Raw genomic sequence first — 18,908 nt, 5'->3', positions numbered from 1 at the left:
CGACGACGCCCGACCCCCCGAGAGAACGAGAGGCCGCATGAGCGCCATCCAGGCAGTGACCCCCGGCGAGATCCATCCGAGCGAGGGGTACGACGGCTTCGTCGGCTGGGTCCTCTCGCTCATCGAGACGCTCGGGGAGGTGGGCGTCGGCCTCGCGGTGCTGATCGAGACGTTCGTGCCGCCGATCCCGTCCGAGGCGATCCTCCCCGTCGCCGGCTTCCTCGCCTACGAGGGCCGCATGAGCGCGTGGGGCGCCTGGGCTGCTGCCACCGCCGGCGCGCTCCTCGGCGCGCTCATCTGGTACGCGATCGGCGCCGCGCTCGGCCGGAACCGCACGCGCCGGCTCGTCGGCCGGATCCCGCTGCTCGACCACGCCGACTTCGACAAGGCCGAGGCGTTCTTCCAGCGCTGGGGCGGCACCGCCGTGCTCCTCGGCCGGTGCGTGCCGCTCGTGCGCTCGTTCATCTCCATCCCGGCGGGCATCGAGCGCATGCCGATCTGGCGGTTCTCGCTCTACACGGTGATCGGATCCGGCGCCTGGAACGCCATCTGGGTCGGCCTCGGCTTCGCGTTCGGCCCGGCGATCCGCCCGGTGCTGGAGGAGTGGAGCGGGCTGATCTCGTACGCGGCCATCGGTGTCATCGCGCTGCTGGTCGTGTGGTTCGTGGTGTCGCGGCTGATCCGGCGGGTGCGGGCGGCCTGACGCCGGGCTGCCCCGCGTCGCCCTGCCCCGCGCTCACGCGCCCGCCGGATCCACCCGCCCGTCGGTGAGCCGGATCGACGCGTCCGCGAGCCCCTGCAGCGTCGCGTCGTGCGTGGAGATGAGCGCGGTCGTGCCTTCGGCGCGCACCACGTCGAGGAGGAGCCGCATGATCGAGGCGCCCGTCTCCTGATCTAGCTGGCCGGTCGGCTCGTCGGCGAGGAGCAGGCGCGGCCGGTTCGCGAGCGCGCGGGCGACGGCGACGCGCTGCTGCTGGCCGCCCGACATCTCCGACGGACGCTGGCCGGCGTGCGCGGTGAGGCCCACGAGTTCGAGCAGCTCGGCGACGCGGTCCTCGCGCTCGTCGTGCGGGGCGCGGCGGAGGCGGAGCGGCAGGCCGACGTTCTCGGCCGCGGTGAGCGCGGGCAGCAGGCCGAAGGTCTGGAAGACGAAGGCCACGCGGTCGCGGCGGAGCTCGGTGCGGCCGGCCTCGTCGAGCGCGGTGACGTCCACGCCGTCGACCTCGATGCGGCCCGCGGTCGGCCGGTCGAGGCCGCCGATGCAGGTGAGCAGCGTGGTCTTGCCGGATCCGGAGCGGCCGACGAGGGTCACGAGCCGGCCGCGCGGCACCTCGAGCGACACGTCGCGGAGGGCGTGCACGGCGGTGGGGCCGGATCCGTGGGAGCGCGAGACGCCCGCGACGCGGACCATGGGGGTGGGGTCGGTCATCGTGCGTCGTCCTCGGTCTCGGCGGCGCTGGCACGCGGCACGCCGTCCGGCCACACGCCCACGTGGTCGGCCTCGAGCTCCAGGCGGACGCGGCCGCGGAGGTCCAGCGACCGGCGGTAGGAGGCGGGCAGCTGGAGCCGGCCCGCGCGATCCAGCACCGCGTACTCCTCGGCGACGACGCGGGACTCGCCCGCCGCATCCACCTCGCGCCGCCGGACGACCTCGCTGGCGGTGCGGCCGTCGCGGATCGCGACCGTGCGCTCCACCTGCTCGGCGACCGCCGCGTCGTGCGTGACGATCACGACCGTGGTGCCGAGCTCGCGGTTCGCGGCGTGCATGGCGGCCATCACGTCGGATCCGGAGGCCCGGTCGAGCTCGCCCGTCGGCTCGTCCGCGAGCAGCACCTGCGGGTGGTTCGCGAGCGCGACGGCGATGGCGACGCGCTGCTGCTCCCCGCCGGAGAGCTGCGCCGGCCGGCGGTCGCCCTCGTCCGCGATCCCGAGCATCCCGAGGAGCTCGGCGGCGCGCGCGGCCCGGTCGCGGCGGGGCACGCCCGCGAAGGCCATCGGCAGCGCGACGTTCTCGGCGGCCGTGAGGTAGGGCAGCAGGTTCCGGGAGGTGCGCTGCCAGACGAAGCCGACGACCTCGCGGCGGTACGCGACGCGGTCGGCGGCGGTCATGCGGAGGAGGTCCCAGCGGCCGACGCGCGCGCGGCCGGCCGTGGGCACGTCGAGGCCGGAGATGATCTGGAGGAGCGTCGACTTGCCCGCGCCGGACGCGCCGACCACGGCGATCATCTCGCCGGCGTCGACGAGCAGGTCGAGGCCCTGCAGCGCCTGCACCTCGATGTCGCCGACCTGGTGGATCCGCACGAGGCTGTCGCAGACGATGAGCGCGCCCGCGCCGAACTCGGGGGCGCCGGGGCGCGGGGCGGTCGCGGTCGCGGCGCCGCCGGTCTCGTGCGTCGGTCGTCGGGTCATGCTGCATCCCCTTCTCGGAGCACCGCGGCGAGGCGGTCGTGGCGGTGGGCGGCGGCCTCGGCGAGGATCGCGAGGGCCAGGATCAGGAGGGCGGCGCCGGCGACCGCGAGCACCACGGTGGGCGCGATCGAGGGCGGCGGATCCGCGCGGCCGCCCGTGAGCAGCCGCAGGCCGAGCGCGGGCCCGAGCGCCAGCACGGTGACGACCGCCGCGACCGCGCCGCCGATGAGCGCGGCGATCACGGCCGGCGCGAGCTCCGCGACGGCCAGGGGGATCCCGCCCCGCCTCGGGAGGCCGAGCGTGCGGAGGAGCGCGAGCGTGCGCGCGCGTCGGCCGGCGCCCGCGACCGCGGTGGCGAGGAGGGCGAGGGCCGCGAGGATCCCGGCGGCGGCCGTCGCGAGCGCGAGCACGAGGTCCACCCCGCCCGCGAGCGCGCCCGTGGAGCGCTGCGCCTGCCAGGCGTCGCGCGTGAGGACGTCGGCGGGATCCGCGTCGAGCGCGGCGACGGCCACGGCGGCGCCCGGGCCGGTCACGAGCACCTGGTCGGCCACGATCGGCTCGCCCGCCCAGTACGCGAGCGCGCCCCGGTCGACGATCACGAACGGACCGCCGAGGTAGCCGCGCGGGCCGTCGGAGATCACGCCCGCGACACGGACGCGCACGTTGCGCTCGCCGAAGGTGAGCACGGGGTCGTCGGTGACGAGGCGGTCGGCGAGGACGCGGTCGACGAGGACGGGGAGGCGGTCGTCCTCGGCGGGCTCGCCGGCGAGGGCGCGGATCCGGTCGGGGTCCGCGGGGTCGATCGCGTCGGCGTCCGCGGGGAGGGCCGCGAGCGCGTCGGCGTACCCGGCGTCGACGGCGAGGAGGGTCGCGAAGGCCTGCACGGGTCCGTCGGCGAGGAGCGCGTCGTCGGTGACGCGGGCGGATCCGGCGGCCGTCACGCCGGGCGCGTCCCGGAGGCGGGCGACATCGGCGTCGGACACCTCGGCGTCGACGCGCGCGTCCGCCCCCACGGCCTGCCACGACGCGGCGACGCGTCCGGTCGCGACGGTCTCGGCGAGCAGCCCGCCCGTGAGCGCGACGGCGACCGCGAGCGTCAGCGCGCCGAGCGGGAGCGGCGAGGCGGGGGATCCGGTGGCGCCGGTGACCGCGCCCAGCGCGCCGCGACCGCGTCGGGCCAGGGCCGCGAGCGCCGCGAGGGCGGGCGGGATCAGGCGGACGGCGACGAGGGTCGCGGCGGCCGCGAGGAGGAGGGGCGCGGCGGCGAGCAGCGGATCCACGCCGTCGGTGCGCGCGTCGAGGAGGCCTCGGCCGCGCGCGGCGACCACTGCGGCGATCGCGAGCACGACCACGAGCGCCTCGGCGACCAGGCGGCGGATCGCGGTGGTGCGGCGCGCGTCGACGCGGCCCGGGCGGCCGAGCTGGCGGCGGCCCGCGTCGGCGGATCGGCGGGCGATCCATGCGGCCTCGGCGGGCGGGGCCAGCGCGGCGACCGCGACGAGCAGGACCACGGGCGCGGGATCCGCGAGCGGCCACGGCACCCCGAGCAGCGCGGCGGCGCCGAGCCCGGCCGCGCCGCCGACCGCCGCCAGCAGCACCGACTCGACGCCCGCGGTCAGCGCGACGGACGCCGTGCCCGCCCCGCGCGCCCGGTCGCGCGCGATGTCCTCGCGCCGCCGCCCGACGAGCAGCCGCGCGAGCAGCACGAGCACGACCGCGGCGACCCCGAGGGTCCCGGCGAGCAGCACCGACATCTGCGCGACGGCCGCGCGCGCGGCGTCGTCGTGGGCGGCGACCACGCGGTCGAGGCCGGACGTCACCTGCAGCGGTGCCGAGGATCCGCCGACCTCGGCGCCGTCGACGCCCACCGGCGCCGTGCCCGCGGCGAGCCGCTGCACGTCGCGCACGACCGCCCGCGCGCCCTGGTCGGTGAACGCCGCGGGATCGAGGCGGACGCGGATCACGCCGTCGCCGTCCGCGAGGTCGGCCGTGCGGGCCAGGTCGAAGCCGTCGGCCGCGGCGACGACGGTGATGCCGGCGGTGGATCCGGGGGCGCGGTCGGCCGCGGCCACGGGCGCGAGGAGGCCCGGGAGGTCGGGGAGGGATGTGCCCGGGGCCGCCTCGACGATGCCGACCACGCGGATCCCGAGCAGCGGCGCCCGGCCGTCGATCCGGTCGGCGCCGCCCTGCGGGACGGTGAGCGCGGATCCCACGACGAGGCCCGCCGCCTCCGCCGCGGCCGACGAGACGGCGACCTCGACGGGGCCGTCGGGGGAGGTGCCGATGGGCGGGCCGGGCTCGGCGTCGGCATCGCTCGCGGTGCCGGGCAGCACGCCGCGCACCACGCGCAGGTCGGCGGCGAGCGACGTCGTCAGCAGCGCGATGCGCACGGCCGGCGTCGCGGAGGGGCCGCCGCCGACGCCCGCCGACCCGCCGGATCCGTCGGCCTGCGCGCCGACCGTCAGCGGTCCGGTCGCGAGGGTGCCGGGCGTGACGACGGCGCTCGTGATCCCGTCGGCGGCGCGTGCCAGCGCCCGCGGCAGCTGCGCCGGCAGCCCGTCGGCGAGGGCGACGACGTCCTCGGGCTCCACGGATCCGCCCTCCTGCGACCGGCCGAGCGAGGCGCGGAGCACGACGTCCGCGGTGGATCCGGCGGCGGCGACGCGCTCGCGGACGTCGGCGTCGAGGATCCGCGTGACCAGCGCCGGCGCGCCCGCCGCCAGCAGCGACGACACGGCGACGAGCAGCGCGAGGCACGCGGCGAGCCCGCGGTCGCGGAGCAGCCGGCGCGGTGCGAGGGGGAGGACTCCCGCGGTGAGGATCCGGAGCCGCGCGCCGACGCGGGGTGCGCGACCACGCGGATCCGCCGCCCGCCGCCCGCTCACTCCCCGCCTCCCGCGCGCAGCAGCTCGGCGGGTCGCACGGCCTGCTGCGACCGGGCGACCGCGGCCACCACCAGCGCCAGCACGACCGCGAGCCCGGCCGGCAGCAGCCCGATCGCGAGCCACGGCACGTGCACCTCGACCGGGGGCACGGGTGCGGTGCCGCCCGGCGACACCGCGACGAGCGGCCCCACCGCGAGCGCCGTCGTGAGCCCGGCCGCGATCCCCGCGAGAGCGCCGAGCACCGTGAGGATCAGCGCCTCGACCGCGACCAGCTCGACCACGCCGGACGCCGAGACGCCGACCGCCCGCAGGTGCGCGAGATCCGCTCGCCGGGCCCGCAGCGACGCGACCGTGTGCAGCGCGAAGCCGGCGGCCGCGAGGATCCCCGCGGCCACGATCGCGAGGAACAGCGCGGTCGGCGTCGCGACCCGCAGCGGCGCCTCCTGGAGGTCGCGGGCGAGGGCGGCGCGCGTGACGACGGGGTCGGCGCCGGAGTCGGCGGTCGCGAGCCCGCCCGAGCCCGCCCACCACTCGTCCACGAGCGCGCCCGTCGCCCCGCGCTGGATCAGCAGGCGCGCGAGCGAGGGCCCGTCCACCACGACGGTGGTCGCGCCGCCCGCGCCCGCGAGCCCGGAGGCGCCCGCCGCGAGCGCCTCGGAGGTCGCGGATCCCGGCACGAGCGGCGCGTCGCCCGCGACCGTCACCGTGACCCGCTCGCCGGAGACCGCGAGGTCGAGCGCCATCCCGGGATCCACGCCGAGGCCGTCCGCGAGCGCCGTCGGGATCACCGCGTCGACCAGCTGCACGGGCACCCACGCGACGAGCAGCGTCACGGCCGTGCGGGTGGACGCGTCCGGCGGCACGAGCACGGGCAGGCGCACCTGCCAGCCGGCGGGCGCGGCCTCGATCACGGGCGGGCGCGCGGCCGGATCCACGCTCACGCCGCCCCAGCCCGCGACGGCCTCGGTCACGGCGGTGTCGTCGAGGGGCGCGGCGGTCGCGTCGGCGAGCGGATCCGCGGGGTCGGCCCCGCCGCCCACCCGCGCCGCGATGCCGCCCACGAGCACCTCGGTGGCGCGCTCGGACGACGTGTCGGCGTCGCGTCCGCCGACCACCTCGGTGCGGAGGCCGACCAGCCGGAGACCGTCGACGCCGGCGGGCGTCGTCGCGTCTGCTGTCCCACCCGTCGCCCCGGCCGCATCGCTCCCGCTCCCGCCGTCGAGCGCCCCCGCGACCTCGACCGTCGACCCGTCCGCGGGCGCGTCCCCGAGGTCCACGACCGCGAGCAGCCCGCGCGGATCCTCGACCACGGCCGCGACCCGCACCCGCACGTCCGCGAGGGGCGCCGCCGCGTCGCCCGCCCGCACGGTCGCGGCGAGCCCGCGCGTCCCGTCGGGCAGCGCGACGCCCGCGTCCTCGCGCGTGCGCGCGGATCCCCGCAGCAGCTCCTCGATCCGCTCGCCGCCGGCCGCGCCGCCGCGCCCGTCCGCGACCATCGTCCGCGCCGCCGCCGCCGACAGCCCGAGCACCTGCGCCCCGGTCCCCACGCCGCCCTCGGCCGGGTCGCCCGCGGGCGCGCCGTCGATCCGCATGGGCCGCCGCAGCACGGGCTCCACGCCGCCGTCCGCGCTCGCCGCGCCGGCCCGCCCCGCCGCCTCCGCGAGCCGCGCCGACTGCCCCACCGCCCGCTCCGGATCCGCGACCACCCGCGCCGTCGGCCCCACGGCCACCGCCGCCTGGTCCTCCTGCGAGATCCGCCAGGTGTGCAGGAACGTCACGCCGAACGTGCACACCGCGAGCGCGAGGCTCAGCAGGAGCACGGCCGCGGTCGCCCGCCGTCCGCGCCGCGCGAGCTCCCACGCGGCGAGCGGCAGCACGGATCCGCGAGACCGCGCCGCCAGCGCCCCCAGCCCGCGCGCCACGAGCGGCACGAGCCGCACCGCGAGCGCCGCCACCGCCACGAGCACCACGACGGGCGCGGCGACGAGCACGGGGTCGAGCCCGGTGGGCGCGCCCTCGCCCCCGGACGCCGACGCGGACCGGTACGCCACCAGCTGCGCGATCCCGAGCCCCGCCAGCACGAGCAGCGCCAGGTCGATCCCCGACCGCGCCAGCCGCGCGACCCCCGCGCGCCCGGCCGCCGGATCCTCGTCGTCCGCCCGGCGCAGCGCCGGCGCGAGCAGCACCGCGGCCAGCAGCGCGGCGACGGCGACGGCCGTCAGCACGGATCCGAGCGGCACACCGGACGACGCCGGCATCCCCGCCGCGCGCATCGCCGGCAGCGCCGCGAGCCCCCGGTACCCGAGCGCGGCGACGAGCGGGCTGATCCCCGCCACCAGCGCCCCGAGCACCGCAGCCTCGAGGCCCGCGAGCGCGATCACCTGCCGCCGCGACGCCCCGCGCGCCGCGAGCAGCCGCCGCTCGGCGTCGCGCGCGTCGGCGAGGAGCCGCCCGGCCTGCGCGATCGCGGCCAGCGCGAGCACCGCCAGCAGCAGCCCCGCGACGGCGACGGTCGCGCGCGTCACGGTCAGCGCGGCGGACGCCCCGGCCACCGCCTCCGCGACGCCCGACGAGTACGCGACGGACTGCCCCACGTCGCCGGCCGCCCGTGTGATCCCCGCGTCCGCGTCCCCGAGCCGCGCCACGAGCGGATCCAGCCCCGCCACCGTCACGCGGTCGAACGTCGGCTGCGTGCGGAGGTCCAGCGTCTCCACGCGCACGTCGGCGGCGTCGAGCGCGCCGTCGGCCACGATCAGCGGGCCGATTGCGTGCACGAAGTCGGCGAAGGACACGTCCGGCTCGGGGAACGCGGCATCGTCGCCGCGGCCCTGCAGCGGGTCGTCGAGCCAGGCCGCGCCGCCCGGATCCACCGCCCGGTACAGCCCGACGACCCGCACGGTCGCGGTGGCGTCCCCGCGCGCCGCGACCTCGAGGGTGGATCCGATCCCCAGCCCGAGCGCGGACGCCGCCGCCTCCGGGAGCGCCGCCTCCAGCTCGCCGTCGCCCGAAGGCACGGCGCCCCACGACCCGGTGACCAGCTCGGCGCGCGCGTCCCGGTCGTCGTACTCCCCGGCGTACGCGAGCACGCGCTCGGATCCGTCGCCCGCCACTCCGCCCACGTCCTCGATCTCGCTCACCGCGGATCCCGTCGGCGTCGCCCCCGCCGTCTCGCCGAGGAGCTCGCGGAGCGCCCGGTCGATCGCGTCGCGCGCCTCCGAGACGGTCCCCGTGGGGGTGTCGACCGTGACGCGCACGGCGGTCCGCTCCGCGGGCACAGCGTCGAGGGTGCGCCGCACGCCGCCCTCCTCGGTGGTGGTCACGAGCAGGCCGAGCACGGTCACGAGCGAGCAGGCGAGCGTCGCGACGGCGACCACCGCGATGACGAGCCGCCATTGCGCGGCCGCGCGCCGGAGGGCCGTGCCGAGGATCCACGATCGCGGTCCCACGCCGGCCGCCCGCCGGTGGGGTCGGTGCGCGCGCCCGTCGCCGTCGCGCGGAGCACGGGCGGAGGAGCGAGGACGCCGGGGCGCGGAGGCGTCGGGCCGGTGGCGACCGTGCGCGCGTCCTCGCGTCTGCCCCTGCATGCCTCCGTCGGCCGTGCGACGGTCGGCCCCGGGTAGGCCACGCGCGTCGCTGCGGGCTCAGCATATGGGGAAATTGGCCGCGGGAGTCCACGATCCGGGTGCCGAGCGAGGCTCGTCGCCGCCCCGACCGTCGCGCGTCCCCTCTGCCAGGCTGGAACCCATGCAGACCCCCGGCGACCCCGCCGCCCTCCCCGACGCCGCCGCCCACCCCGCCGAGATCCTCGTCCTCCGCGCCATCAAGCTCGGCGACATCCTCGTGGCCGTCCCCGCGCTCCGCGCCATCCGCCGCGCGCACCCGGACGCCCGCATCTCGCTCGCCACCACCGGCTGGCTCGCGCCCGTCGTGAAGCTGCTCGGCATGGTCGACGAGCACCTCCCGCAGCAGGGTTTCGACCACCCCATCGCGCGCGAGCCCGGCACGGTCGACCTCGCGATCAACCTGCACGGCGCAGGCCACGAGAGCCGTACCCTCCTCCACGAGCTGCGCGCCCACCGCACCCTCGGCCACGCCGCCCCCGAGCTCGACGGCATGCCCGCCGCCGACGGCCCCGCCTGGGAGGACCACGTCCTCGAGCGGTACCGCTGGGCCCGGCTCGTGTCGTGGCACGGCATGCCCGCGGATCCCGAGGACGTCGGCATCCTCGTGCCCGTCGAGCCGCCCGTCGCCGAGCACGCCGTCGTGATCCACGTGGGCGCCGCCTACGGATCCCGCCAGTGGCCCGTCGACCGCTTCGCCGCGGTCGCCCGCGCGCTCGCCGACGAGGGGCGCACGGTCGTCTTCACCGGCTCGGACAAGGAGCGCGAGCGCGCCCTAGAGGTCGCCGCCCACGCGGGCATGCCCACATCGACCGTGCTCGCGGGCGAGCTGGCCCTCGACGCGTTCGCCGGCATCATCGCGGCCGCCGACCTCGTGATCTCCGCCGACACCGGCGCCGCCCACCTCGCGACCGCCTACGGCATCCCCTCGGTCGTGATCTTCGGCCCGGCCCCGCCCGAGGAGTGGGGCCCGCCCGCGTCCGGCCCGCACATCGTGCTGACCGACGCGTCCCAGCGCCTCGGCGACACGTTCTCCGCGATCCCGGATCCGGCGCTCCTCGCGATCACGCCCGCCCACGTCCTCGAGGCGGCCCGCTCCCTCGACGGCCACCGCGTGATCCGTCCCCTCACGGGCGAGCCGCGCGACTGATCCGCCGGGTCAGCTCACCGCCGGCGAAGCCCCCGGCCACGGCACCGTCGCCGCCGGCCACGCGGACGCCATGAGCGCATCCCGCACCCGCCGCTGCGACATCACCGCGTCGAGGCTGTCGGTGCGGAAGGCGAGGGCGAGCGACGCGTCCGCCCAGTACGCGTCCCAGCCGTCGTAGGTCGCGAAGACCCGAGCAGCGATCTGCCGGATCAGCGCCCACGCATCGTCCGCGGGCAGGTACCCGGCCATGTAGGCGTAGCGGATCGCGCCGATGGTGCGCTCGCTGTCGCCCGCGAGCAGCAGCACGGGCGGGCGGCCGTCGTGCGGGCGGGTCAGGTCGATGATCTCGAACTCGCTCCGGCCGGTGAGCGCGGCCATGCGCGACACCATGCGCTCCGCCTCCTCGGACGCGGCCAGCTCCGCGAAGCGCGCCGACTGCGGCCCCTGCGCCAGCGCATCCGCCACGAACAGCTCGATGTCGTCGCGCGACGCGATGCGGAACTGCGTGTCGAGGGCGGCGCGGTGCTGCGCGAGCGTCGTCATCGGCAGGCCGATCCACTCGTGCCCGGTCGCGCCGTCGGCGTGCTTCGTGCGCAGCTCCGCGGGCATCTCGGCCCACGTCGGCTGGAACGCGAGCGACGAGTTCCAGCCGCCGAACGAGTAGTCGCTCACCGCGTCGAGGGCGAGGAGCTGCTGCTCCTCGAGCGTGACCGGCCGGATCCGCGCGGCTCCCACGTAGTCGAGCTGATCCCGCCGAGGCGCCCGCGCGTCGATCTGCTGGAAGACGATCGACGCGACGAGCATGCCGATGCCCATCCCGAGCGCGAACAGCACGACGGGCATCGCCGGTCCGCCCTCCGGCGGGCCGGACGTCGCCACGAGGATCCCGAGCCCGGCGCCGACGACGCCGAACGGCAGCGCGAAGGCCGTGATGAGCAACGCCCGTTTCCCGCTCCCGCCGCGCGGCTTCATGCGCTGCGCGTTGAGCATCTGGGCGTAGCGCACGCGCGCGCGAACGGGGAACTCGACCTCGCCGGGGTGGTTCTGCAGCGTCACGCGCGAAGCCTATCCACCGGGCGGATCCGCGCCACTGCCCGGCCGATCGCTCAGCTCAGCGCCGCAGCCGCGCGACCTCGAACGCGAGGTCCACCGGGATCGCGAGCGGCTGCTCCGTGAGCGGCACCCCGTGCCGGAAGCGCTCGTCGCCGAGCCCCGTCACGATGCGCGCGAGCTCGCCGTCGCGTTGCACCGCGACCAGGTGCAGCCCCGGCACGTTGTCATCGAGGTGACCCTCAAGCGAAGCGAGGTCGTAGTGCAGCGTCAGCCAGATCGCCCACGGCGTCATGTCGTACGGGAAGCTCTGCCAGCAGTCCGTGTCCAGCGGCGCGAGCAGCATCACGGCGGCGAGTGCCTCATGGATCTCCTCGCTCGTCGACCAGGCCGGCACGCGGATCCGGTGCCCGGAGGTCGTGATCAGCGTCGTCGAATCCTCGGCGAACTCGACGCCCTCGACGATCGCGACGCCCTCCGGCTGCGACCGCTCCACGAGCGTCAGCCGTGACAGCAGGTTGCCGCGGAACGTCGCGCCGCGCGGCAGGTTCGAGTGCTCGGGCGGCGCGGGCGGATCCGAGGTCCCGGCCGACGAGACGGCCTCATCGCCATGCTGCCCGTGCGGCGGGCCCGCGCTCCATGCGGTCGAGGTCATCCGCGCGTGCATGGCCGCCGTCATGACGACGGCGCGGCCGTCCGTCGCTCGCGCCTGGTCACCGTCCACCTCGTCCACGTCGCCCTCAGCTGTAGTCCGCGTGCACCGTCTTCGCCGCCCCGTCGAGCCGCACCGTGCCGCCGTGGGGCAGGATCCACTGCGGCCGCGTGTGCCCGAACGGCACGCCCACGCACACCACGGCGCGCGGGTTGTAGCGGGCGACCTGCTCGATGACGGTGTCGCGCTGCTCGGCCCGCAGCCGCGCGCGCTCCTCGGGCGACGGGACGGGCCCGCCCATGACGACGGTCACCGGCCGGGCGACGAGCACGCCCGCGACCACGTCGAGGATCCCGCGCTCGCCCAGCCCCCGCACCCACCGCTTCACGCTGTCGGCGGACGGCACCTCCTCGCTCGTCTCCAGCAGCAGGATCCCGCCCTCGAGCTTCGCGACCTCCGGCATGCGCCCGGCCATCGCGATCTGGTCGATCACCTCGATGCAGCCGCCCCACGTCGGCCCCTCCACCGTGCGCGCCGGCCCGGCCCACTTCCACGGCTCGGTCGCGTGACGCTCGCCGGACTCGGTGAGCGCGCGAGGATCCGTCCAGTCGATCCCGAAGTCCTCCGACTCCCCGGGCTCCGTGATCTCGAGCTTCCCGCCCTCGATCAGGGCCGCCCGCAGCGAGCGCAGGTGCACGTCGTCGATGCCGGGTCCGGCGCCGAGGTGCACCTGGGTGGATCCGCCGTAGAAGCTCGGGATGCCGAGCCCGGCGAGCAGGTTGTGCAGGTTCGTGTTGTCGCTGTAGCCGAGGAACGGCTTGGGGTTCCGGGCGAGCTCCTCGATGTCGACGTGCGGGATCACCGTGACCTGGTCGTCCCCGCCGATGGTCGAGACGATCGCGCGGATGGAGTCGTCGGCAAACGCGGCCGTGATGTCGGCGGCGCGATCGCGGGCGCTGGCGCCGAGCCGCCGGGTGGTCGGGTACTCGACGGGGACCAGCCCGGTCGCCTCCTGCAGCCTCCGCATCGCCTGCTCGTGCACCTCGGGCGCCATGCCGGGCGCGGCGAACGCGGGGCTCAGCACCGCCACCCGATCTCCCGCCTCCGCCTTGGGCACGGACTTGCGGAACCGGGACGAGGTGGAGGGGATCATGCGGGCCATGCTCCCAGAGGCGGCCGGGAGTGCAGGGCGCGGTCCTCGCGGCGCTTCCCTCCTGAGCCGATCCTCGGTATCCATGGTCCATGGCACAAGACAGCTTGAGCGGCCGGGACGCGTCCCTCTCCCGACAGGTGGTATCCGGGCGAGACCGGTCCGCAAGGGAGGTGCTGCGGGCCGCGCTGGTCGTGGGGGAAGCGAGCGGCGACGCCGCACCATTCGACGTGGAAGCGTTCATGGCGGCCAAGCGCGCCTGACCGCCTGCCGGTTCAGGCTCGTGGCGACCGCGGCGGGATCGGATGGATGCCCTACGGCCCACCCAGCCGGTGGTCGATCCGGTGGTGGTCCGGGCTGAACCCGTGCCCCACACCCCAGATCACCGCCTGGGTGCGGCTCTCCACCTGGATCTTCCGGTAGATCGAGCGGATGTAGCTCTTCACCGTGTTGGGGGAGAGGTACGTGAGCGCCGCGACCTCCTGGTTGCTCTTGCCCTGCGTGATGAGCGCGAGGATCTCCGACTCATGGATTCAGCTAATTGACTTAGTGACTCTGTAATTCCTCGTGGAGTCGGTAAATTAAGCTAGTCGCCAACATGATGCCTTGCACAGCGTTTCGCCGCGAAAATTGTTGCGGACTAATGGTGTGTGCTGTCGCGTGGCGGCTGAAGGCCCTCGGTACTACGTCTCCTTCGCTCGGAACAAATTGCTGGTACGAGCGCCAGATGGGGGCAAGGGCAATGAACTGTTTTACACCCAGATCGTCGTAAGCCGTCGTGGTTCGTTTGCCTTTGCGGTCGGGTGTGAAAGACCTTCTATACTCGCCGAAATAATCAGTGAGAAACGAATCTATGAGCGTCCCAGCCAGAGCTTGGGCAGCGCGCGTATGTCCGGATTTCAGTGCATCCAGTGCCTCATGAGCGAATAGCGCGTAGGCCGCAGTCTCCTTAGACGTACTTTCAAGTAGGAGTTCTCGGCAGTCAACTGCAATACTCGTCCATTTTCGCCCTATGATGTCGCGCCTGGCGCGATAATGGGGAGCGACAAGTAGCGCCGCTGATGTCGAAGCTCGTGGAATCCCATAGAGAGGGAGGCCTTCCTGCATCACTACCGCGTCCACCCTGCTCATGCGAATACCGTCGATGGATCGCAGGTTTTTCGGGTACATGTTGGCGTACGCGACGGCAATGGACGGCGCGATGTTGGAAATAAATGCTGATTGACGGGCTGCAAGTTCCGCCACACCCTGAATGGCCGTAGAAAAGCCGCGCAAGTCCAACCCGCTGACAAGGCTTCTGATCTGAGCGTCCAGCGATGGCATTACAATTTTTTGAAGATTCAGTAGGCCTAGATTGGCTTGGGCGGCACTGCGACTTAGGCTTGACTGCAAGCCGGCGACGGCAGACGCAAGGCCCAATATCGAGGACTGCTGGCTACGAACTATAGAAGCCACTGCCCCGATGGATGCCAACGTACTGGCCGGCAGAATGAGATTGGCTGAGATCTGCGCGTGCAGTGAACCCGTATTATTTTGAATACTCAAGAGGTTTTGCCGAGCGGTCTGGCCCAAATCACCAAAAGCTTTCCGCTCGTCATCGAGCGAGTTCGGGCCAATGCCATCGTTCACGATAGGATCCTAAGCAACAGTTAAGTCGATGTGTAAAGTCAAGCAGGCCGCTCGCGCACCTCGCTGCCCTACGGCCCACCCAGCCAATGGTCGATCCGGTGGTGGTCCGGGCTGAACCCGTGCCCCACGCCCCAGATGACCGCCTGGGTGCGACTCTGCACCTGGATCTTGCGGTAGATCGAGCGGATGTAGCTCTTCACCGTGTTGGGGGAGAGGTACGTGAGCGCCGCGACCTCCTGGTTGCTCTTGCCCTGCGTGATGAGCGCGAGGATCTCCGACTCGCGGTCCGTGATCCCCTCGCGCTTGCCCGGCCAGTCGAGCGACGGCGCGCTCGCGGCCCGCAGCGGCGCCTGGTTGAACAGCTCCTCGCCCGAGTGGATCCTCTCGAGCGCCTCCACGAGCTCGCGCGCCGGCAGCGCCTTCGAGAGGTAGCCGTGCACGCCCTGCCGGCGGGCGTCCGCGACGAGCTCGGGCTGGAAGTTCCAGGTGTAGACGACCACGCGGCGGGCGCGCGGGTTGCGCACCAGCTCCGCGATCTCGTGGTGGTCGGACTCCGGCTGCGCGAACGAGTCGTAGAGCACGATGTCGATCTCGTCGGAGAGCGCGGCATTCGCGTCGATCTCGGCGACCAGCACGCGGTCGCGGTAGTCGTCGAACATGTGGGCGAGGCCCTTCAGCACCACGTCGTAGTCGTCGACGAGCGCGATCGTGACGGGGCGGGTGCGGGTGCTGGGCATGGATCCAGGATCCCACCCCCAGGGGTGTGCTCCCACACCCCGCAGGGTGGTTGATTGAGGTCATCGCCCCGAACGGGCATCACCGCGCGTCTTCCTGACGTGCTCGCACAGAAGAGAGATCACCATGCTCGGACTCATCATCAGCCTCATCGTCATCGGCCTCATCGCCGGCTTCATCGCCCGGGCCGTCATCCCCGGACGCCAGAGCATGTCGATCCTCATGACCATCGTGCTCGGCATCGTCGGCTCCTTTGTCGGCGGGTTCCTCGCCTTCCTGCTGTTCCAGCGCGACGCCATGGACGGCTTCTTCCAGCCCGCCGGCATCATCGGCTCGATCATCGGCGCCATCATCGTGCTCTTCATCTACGTGAAGGTCGGCGGCCGCAAGTCCGTGCGTCGCTGAACACGACCGGGCGACCCGTCGATGCGCTGGCGCGCGTCTGACGACAGCCGGTAGTGGAAGCAGTGGAGGGGCGGGTCGCCGAGGAGGCGGCCCGCCCCTCCGGCGTGTGCGGGTCAGGCGCGGGCGGGCGCGCCGTCCGTCGGCCCCAGCAGCGGCGCCCGCGGATCCACCAGCACCGACCGCGCGGCAGCCCCGAACCCGCGCATCGCCCGCCGCCAGTACGCGCGCGGCGCGACCCCGCACGCACGCAGTGCAGCACGGTGGTCGACCACGATCACCGTCGCCGCGCCCGCGGCGACGACCGTCCACGCGCCGCCGATGAGCGCGCGCACCGGAGCGGGCGTCTCGCGGAAGCCGGTGCGGAGGCGGTCGATCTGGAAGCGGACGTGATTCCGCTCGTCGTCCGCGATCCGCCGCCCGAGGGCGCGCAGCGCGGGATCCGGGGCGTGGTCGGCAAGGGCGTGGAAGTAGCCCGTCGCGACCGTCTCGGCGATGAGGAACAGGCTGATCTCCGTCCGCAGCCCGATGAGGTGCCGCAGGCGGGTGAAGGCGGCGTCCGTCCAGTGCGCGGGCAGCGCGGGCGCGTCGATGTAGTCGAGCGCGCGGAGGAACAGGGCTGCGTGCTTCTGCTCCTCCTGCACGAGGAGGGCGAGCGCGTGCGTGTACGCGGGATCGCCAGCGGCGGTCGCCATCCGGAGGAGGTGCGCGCCGTCGCCGCTCTCCCCGAGCGCGAACCGCTGGAACGATCGGACGAACGCCCGGCGGGTGCGGGCGTCCATCGGCGAGGGCGTGCCGGACGGGATCAGCTGCTCGGGGCTCAGGTGCCGGTCGGCGTTGGCGTGGAAGTGGGCGATCCAGTCGGCGGCGGTGCCCATGCGGGCGTGCGCCGCGGCGGGGCGTGCGGGCGTCGGTGTCTGCGTGATCGAGGTCATGCCCTCACGCTAGGAACGACCATGCGCCGGCCTCGCCGGGCGCAGGACGGACTCCGGGGGTCGCCCCGTCGCATTCCGCAGGGGCGATGTGGTCCGCGAGGCGGACCCGGGTACGTCCTCCGCCCGACGGCCATCCGGTGACGCTTCGCCCGCTGGGCGCGATCGCGTCCGTCCGTGGCTCATGATGGGCATGCGCCCACCGGGACGATCCCTCCCGGCCCGTCCGCGGATCCGGTCACGACGACGACGTCGCGGTAGGAGCATCGACGCGGATGCCCGATCCGCCGCGGAGGACCCGACTCGCACGCACCCCCGTCCGCCCCGAGCGGCCGTCCACGAGAGGAACCACCATGAGCATGGACAGCGTCGCCTGGAGCTCGCTCTACAAGATCTCGAGCGCGCAGGACGGGTCGCGCGGCATCTCCCGCGAGTCCGTCCGTCGCATCATGACGTTCGCGGTGCCGTATCGGGTGAAGCTGCTCGTCTTCATCGGGCTGTCCGTCGTCGGCGCGTTCCTCGCGGTGGCGACGCCGGTGCTCGCCGGCCAGGTGGTCGACGTCATCGTCGCCCGGGGCGAGACCGCCACGATCGTCCGCCTCGCCGTCGTCATCGCCCTCGTGGCCGTGGCCGACGCCGCCGTGTCGCTCGTGACGCGCTGGTTCTCGGCGCGCATCGGCGAGGGCGTGATCCTCGACCTCCGCACCGCCGTCTTCGACCACGTGCAGAAGATGCCCATCGCGTTCTTCACCCGCACGCGCACGGGCGCCCTCGTCAGCCGCCTCAACAACGACGTGATCGGCGCGCAGCAGGCCTTCAGCGGCACGCTGTCGGGCGTGGTCACGAACGTCGTGGCGCTGATCCTCACCCTCATCGTCATGCTCAGCACGTCGTGGCTCGTGACCGTCCTCGCCGTGATCATGCTGCCCGTGTTCCTCGTGCCCGCGCGCCGCATGGGCGGTCGTCTCGCCGCGCTCCGCCGCGAGGCCGCCGACCACAACTCCGCCATGAGCACGCAGATGACCGAGCGCTTCTCGGCTCCCGGCGCGACCCTCGTGAAGCTGTTCGGCCGGCCCGACGAGGAGTCCGCGGAGTTCCGGGTCCGCGCCGCCCGCGTCCGCGACATCGGGGTCCGCACGGCGATGCTGCAGTTCGTCTTCGTCACCGCGCTGATGCTCGTCTCCGCCCTCGCGCTCGCGCTCGTCTACGGGCTCGGCGGCGCCCTCGCGCTCGGCGGTCAGCTGGACACCGGCGAGGTCGTCACCCTCGCGCTGCTCCTCACGCGCCTCTACGCGCCGCTGACCGGCCTCGCGAACGCGCGGGTCGAGATCATGAGCGCGGTGGTCAGCTTCGAGCGCGTCTTCGAGGTGCTGGACCTCGAGCCGCTCATCCAGGAGAAGCCCGACGCCGTCCGCGTCCCCGATGGCCCGGTGGCGGTCGAGTTCGACGACGTCCGCTTCGCCTATCCGTCCGCCGACAAGGTGTCGCTCGCCTCCCTCGAGGAGGTCTCGACGCTGGACACCCGCGGCGGCGAGGAGGTGCTGCACGGCGTGTCCTTCCGGATCGAGCCCGGGCAGACCGTCGCGCTCGTCGGCACGTCAGGCGCCGGCAAGTCGACGATCGCGCAGCTCCTCTCGCGCCTGTACGACGTCGACAGCGGCGCCGTGCGGCTCGCGGAGACCGACGTGCGCGACGTCACCTTCGCGTCCATGCGGCACACGCTCGGCATGGTGACCCAGGACGGCCACCTCTTCCACGAGACGATCCTGTCCAACCTGCGCCTCGCGCGGCCGGAGGCCACCGAGGACGAGGTGTGGGACGCCGTCCGGCGCGCGCGGCTCGAGCCGCTCATCCGCTCCCTGCCCGACCAGCTCGACACCATGGTGGGGGAGCGCGGCTACCGGCTCTCCGGCGGCGAGCGCCAGCGGATGACCATCGCGCGGCTCCTGCTCGCCCAGCCGCGCGTCGTCATCCTCGACGAGGCGACGGCGGCGCTGGACTCGACGTCGGAGGCCGCCGTGCAGGCCGCGCTGAGCGAGGCGCTCGAGGGGCGGACGGCACTGGTCATCGCCCACCGCCTCTCCACCATCCGCCACGCGGACCTGATCCTGGTGGTGGAGGACGGCACGATCGTCCAGCGCGGCACGCACGAGGAGCTGCTGGCCGCGGGCGGCCGGTACGAGGAGCTGCACCGCACCCAGTTCGCGGTGCAGAAGGCCGTGGTGGCGGAGGAGGAGGCGCTGGGCGCGCCCGGGCGCTGAGATCGGTGCCCCGCCGGCGCGCGCATCCCGCAG

Annotated in this window: 15 protein-coding genes and 1 pseudogene; 5 read left to right on the top strand and 11 right to left on the bottom strand. The window is 74.6% G+C overall.

The window, feature by feature from the left end:
- Window positions 1-37: 37 nt before the first annotated feature.
- The gene (locus KYT88_RS13915) at window positions 38-703 is read left to right on the top strand and encodes a DedA family protein (protein WP_043584114.1); all 666 of its coding nucleotides are present in this window, start codon (window positions 38-40) and stop codon (window positions 701-703) included.
- 33 nt (window positions 704-736) lie between these two features.
- Here the strand turns inward: KYT88_RS13915 and KYT88_RS13910 are convergent, their stop codons facing one another.
- The 4 genes from KYT88_RS13910 to KYT88_RS13895 are packed head-to-tail and all read right to left on the bottom strand — an operon-like array spanning window position 737 to window position 8,740.
- Window positions 737-1,429, bottom strand: a complete 693-nt coding sequence (locus KYT88_RS13910; RefSeq protein ID WP_043584115.1) for an ABC transporter ATP-binding protein — start codon at window positions 1,427-1,429, stop codon at window positions 737-739.
- Entirely contained in the window at window positions 1,426-2,409 is a 984-nt protein-coding gene (locus KYT88_RS13905) for an ABC transporter ATP-binding protein (protein ID WP_051629235.1), read from the bottom strand. The genes KYT88_RS13910 and KYT88_RS13905 overlap by 4 nt, the downstream gene beginning before the upstream one ends.
- Window positions 2,406-5,294: a hypothetical protein gene (locus KYT88_RS13900; protein ID WP_237583688.1), complete on the bottom strand. Its 2,889-nt coding sequence runs from the start codon at window positions 5,292-5,294 to the stop codon at window positions 2,406-2,408. The genes KYT88_RS13905 and KYT88_RS13900 overlap by 4 nt, the downstream gene beginning before the upstream one ends.
- Window positions 5,291-8,740 carry an FtsX-like permease family protein gene (locus KYT88_RS13895; protein ID WP_237583687.1) on the bottom strand — a complete coding sequence of 1,150 codons (3,450 nt, stop codon included), beginning with the start codon at window positions 8,738-8,740 and terminating at the stop codon, window positions 5,291-5,293. The genes KYT88_RS13900 and KYT88_RS13895 overlap by 4 nt, the downstream gene beginning before the upstream one ends.
- Before the next feature lie 298 nt (window positions 8,741-9,038).
- On the opposite strand from KYT88_RS13895, the gene KYT88_RS13890 reads away from it, so the two are divergent.
- Window positions 9,039-10,064: a glycosyltransferase family 9 protein gene (locus KYT88_RS13890; RefSeq protein ID WP_043586265.1), complete on the top strand. Its 1,026-nt coding sequence runs from the start codon at window positions 9,039-9,041 to the stop codon at window positions 10,062-10,064.
- Window positions 10,065-10,073: 9 nt separating this feature from the next.
- Here the strand turns inward: KYT88_RS13890 and KYT88_RS13885 are convergent, their stop codons facing one another.
- The 3 genes from KYT88_RS13885 to KYT88_RS13875 all read right to left on the bottom strand — a co-directional run bounded on the left by KYT88_RS13885 (window position 10,074) and on the right by KYT88_RS13875 (window position 12,919).
- On the bottom strand, window positions 10,074-11,120 hold the full coding sequence (locus KYT88_RS13885) for a DUF1266 domain-containing protein (RefSeq protein ID WP_043586264.1): 1,047 nt from the start codon (window positions 11,118-11,120) through the stop codon (window positions 10,074-10,076).
- A gap of 55 nt (window positions 11,121-11,175) precedes the next feature.
- A complete protein-coding gene (locus KYT88_RS13880; protein WP_147362332.1) occupies window positions 11,176-11,769 on the bottom strand; it encodes a hypothetical protein in 594 nt (197 codons plus the stop codon).
- Between the two features lie 85 nt (window positions 11,770-11,854).
- Window positions 11,855-12,919, bottom strand: a complete 1,065-nt coding sequence (locus tag KYT88_RS13875) for a S66 family peptidase (RefSeq protein WP_043586271.1) — start codon at window positions 12,917-12,919, stop codon at window positions 11,855-11,857.
- Window positions 12,920-13,008: 89 nt separating this feature from the next.
- On the opposite strand from KYT88_RS13875, the gene KYT88_RS15935 reads away from it, so the two are divergent.
- Complete coding sequence (locus KYT88_RS15935; RefSeq protein ID WP_119374043.1) at window positions 13,009-13,179, top strand: type II toxin-antitoxin system ParD family antitoxin; 171 nt, start codon at window positions 13,009-13,011, stop codon at window positions 13,177-13,179.
- Between the two features lie 51 nt (window positions 13,180-13,230).
- Here KYT88_RS15935 and KYT88_RS13870 read toward each other — a convergent pair.
- From KYT88_RS13870 to KYT88_RS13860, 3 genes and pseudogenes are all read right to left on the bottom strand, one after another.
- Window positions 13,231-13,443, bottom strand: a pseudogene (locus KYT88_RS13870) (response regulator transcription factor); the annotation flags it as partial.
- 19 nt (window positions 13,444-13,462) lie between these two features.
- Window positions 13,463-14,545, bottom strand: a complete 1,083-nt coding sequence (locus KYT88_RS13865) for a hypothetical protein (protein WP_147362333.1) — start codon at window positions 14,543-14,545, stop codon at window positions 13,463-13,465.
- 68 nt (window positions 14,546-14,613) lie between these two features.
- Entirely contained in the window at window positions 14,614-15,282 is a 669-nt protein-coding gene (locus tag KYT88_RS13860; protein WP_119374044.1) for a response regulator transcription factor, read from the bottom strand.
- 124 nt (window positions 15,283-15,406) lie between these two features.
- On the opposite strand from KYT88_RS13860, the gene KYT88_RS13855 reads away from it, so the two are divergent.
- Complete coding sequence (locus KYT88_RS13855) at window positions 15,407-15,685, top strand: GlsB/YeaQ/YmgE family stress response membrane protein (RefSeq protein WP_043584380.1); 279 nt, start codon at window positions 15,407-15,409, stop codon at window positions 15,683-15,685.
- A 113-nt stretch (window positions 15,686-15,798) separates the two neighbouring features.
- On the opposite strand, the gene KYT88_RS13850 is transcribed toward KYT88_RS13855, so the two are convergent.
- The gene (locus KYT88_RS13850) at window positions 15,799-16,617 is read right to left on the bottom strand and encodes a ferritin-like domain-containing protein (RefSeq protein ID WP_237583686.1); all 819 of its coding nucleotides are present in this window, start codon (window positions 16,615-16,617) and stop codon (window positions 15,799-15,801) included.
- Between the two features lie 350 nt (window positions 16,618-16,967).
- Between KYT88_RS13850 and KYT88_RS13845 the strand changes: the two genes are divergently transcribed.
- Window positions 16,968-18,875, top strand: coding sequence for an ABC transporter ATP-binding protein (locus tag KYT88_RS13845; protein ID WP_043584378.1), 1,908 nt, complete (start codon window positions 16,968-16,970; stop codon window positions 18,873-18,875).
- The last annotated feature ends 33 nt before the right edge of the window (window positions 18,876-18,908 follow it).

This window comes from Clavibacter sp. A6099 (genome assembly GCF_021919125.1).
Taxonomy (GTDB): domain Bacteria; phylum Actinomycetota; class Actinomycetes; order Actinomycetales; family Microbacteriaceae; genus Clavibacter; species Clavibacter seminis.
The sequence above is the reverse complement of the archived record's forward strand: the minus strand, read 5'-3'. Positions and strand labels throughout refer to the sequence as shown.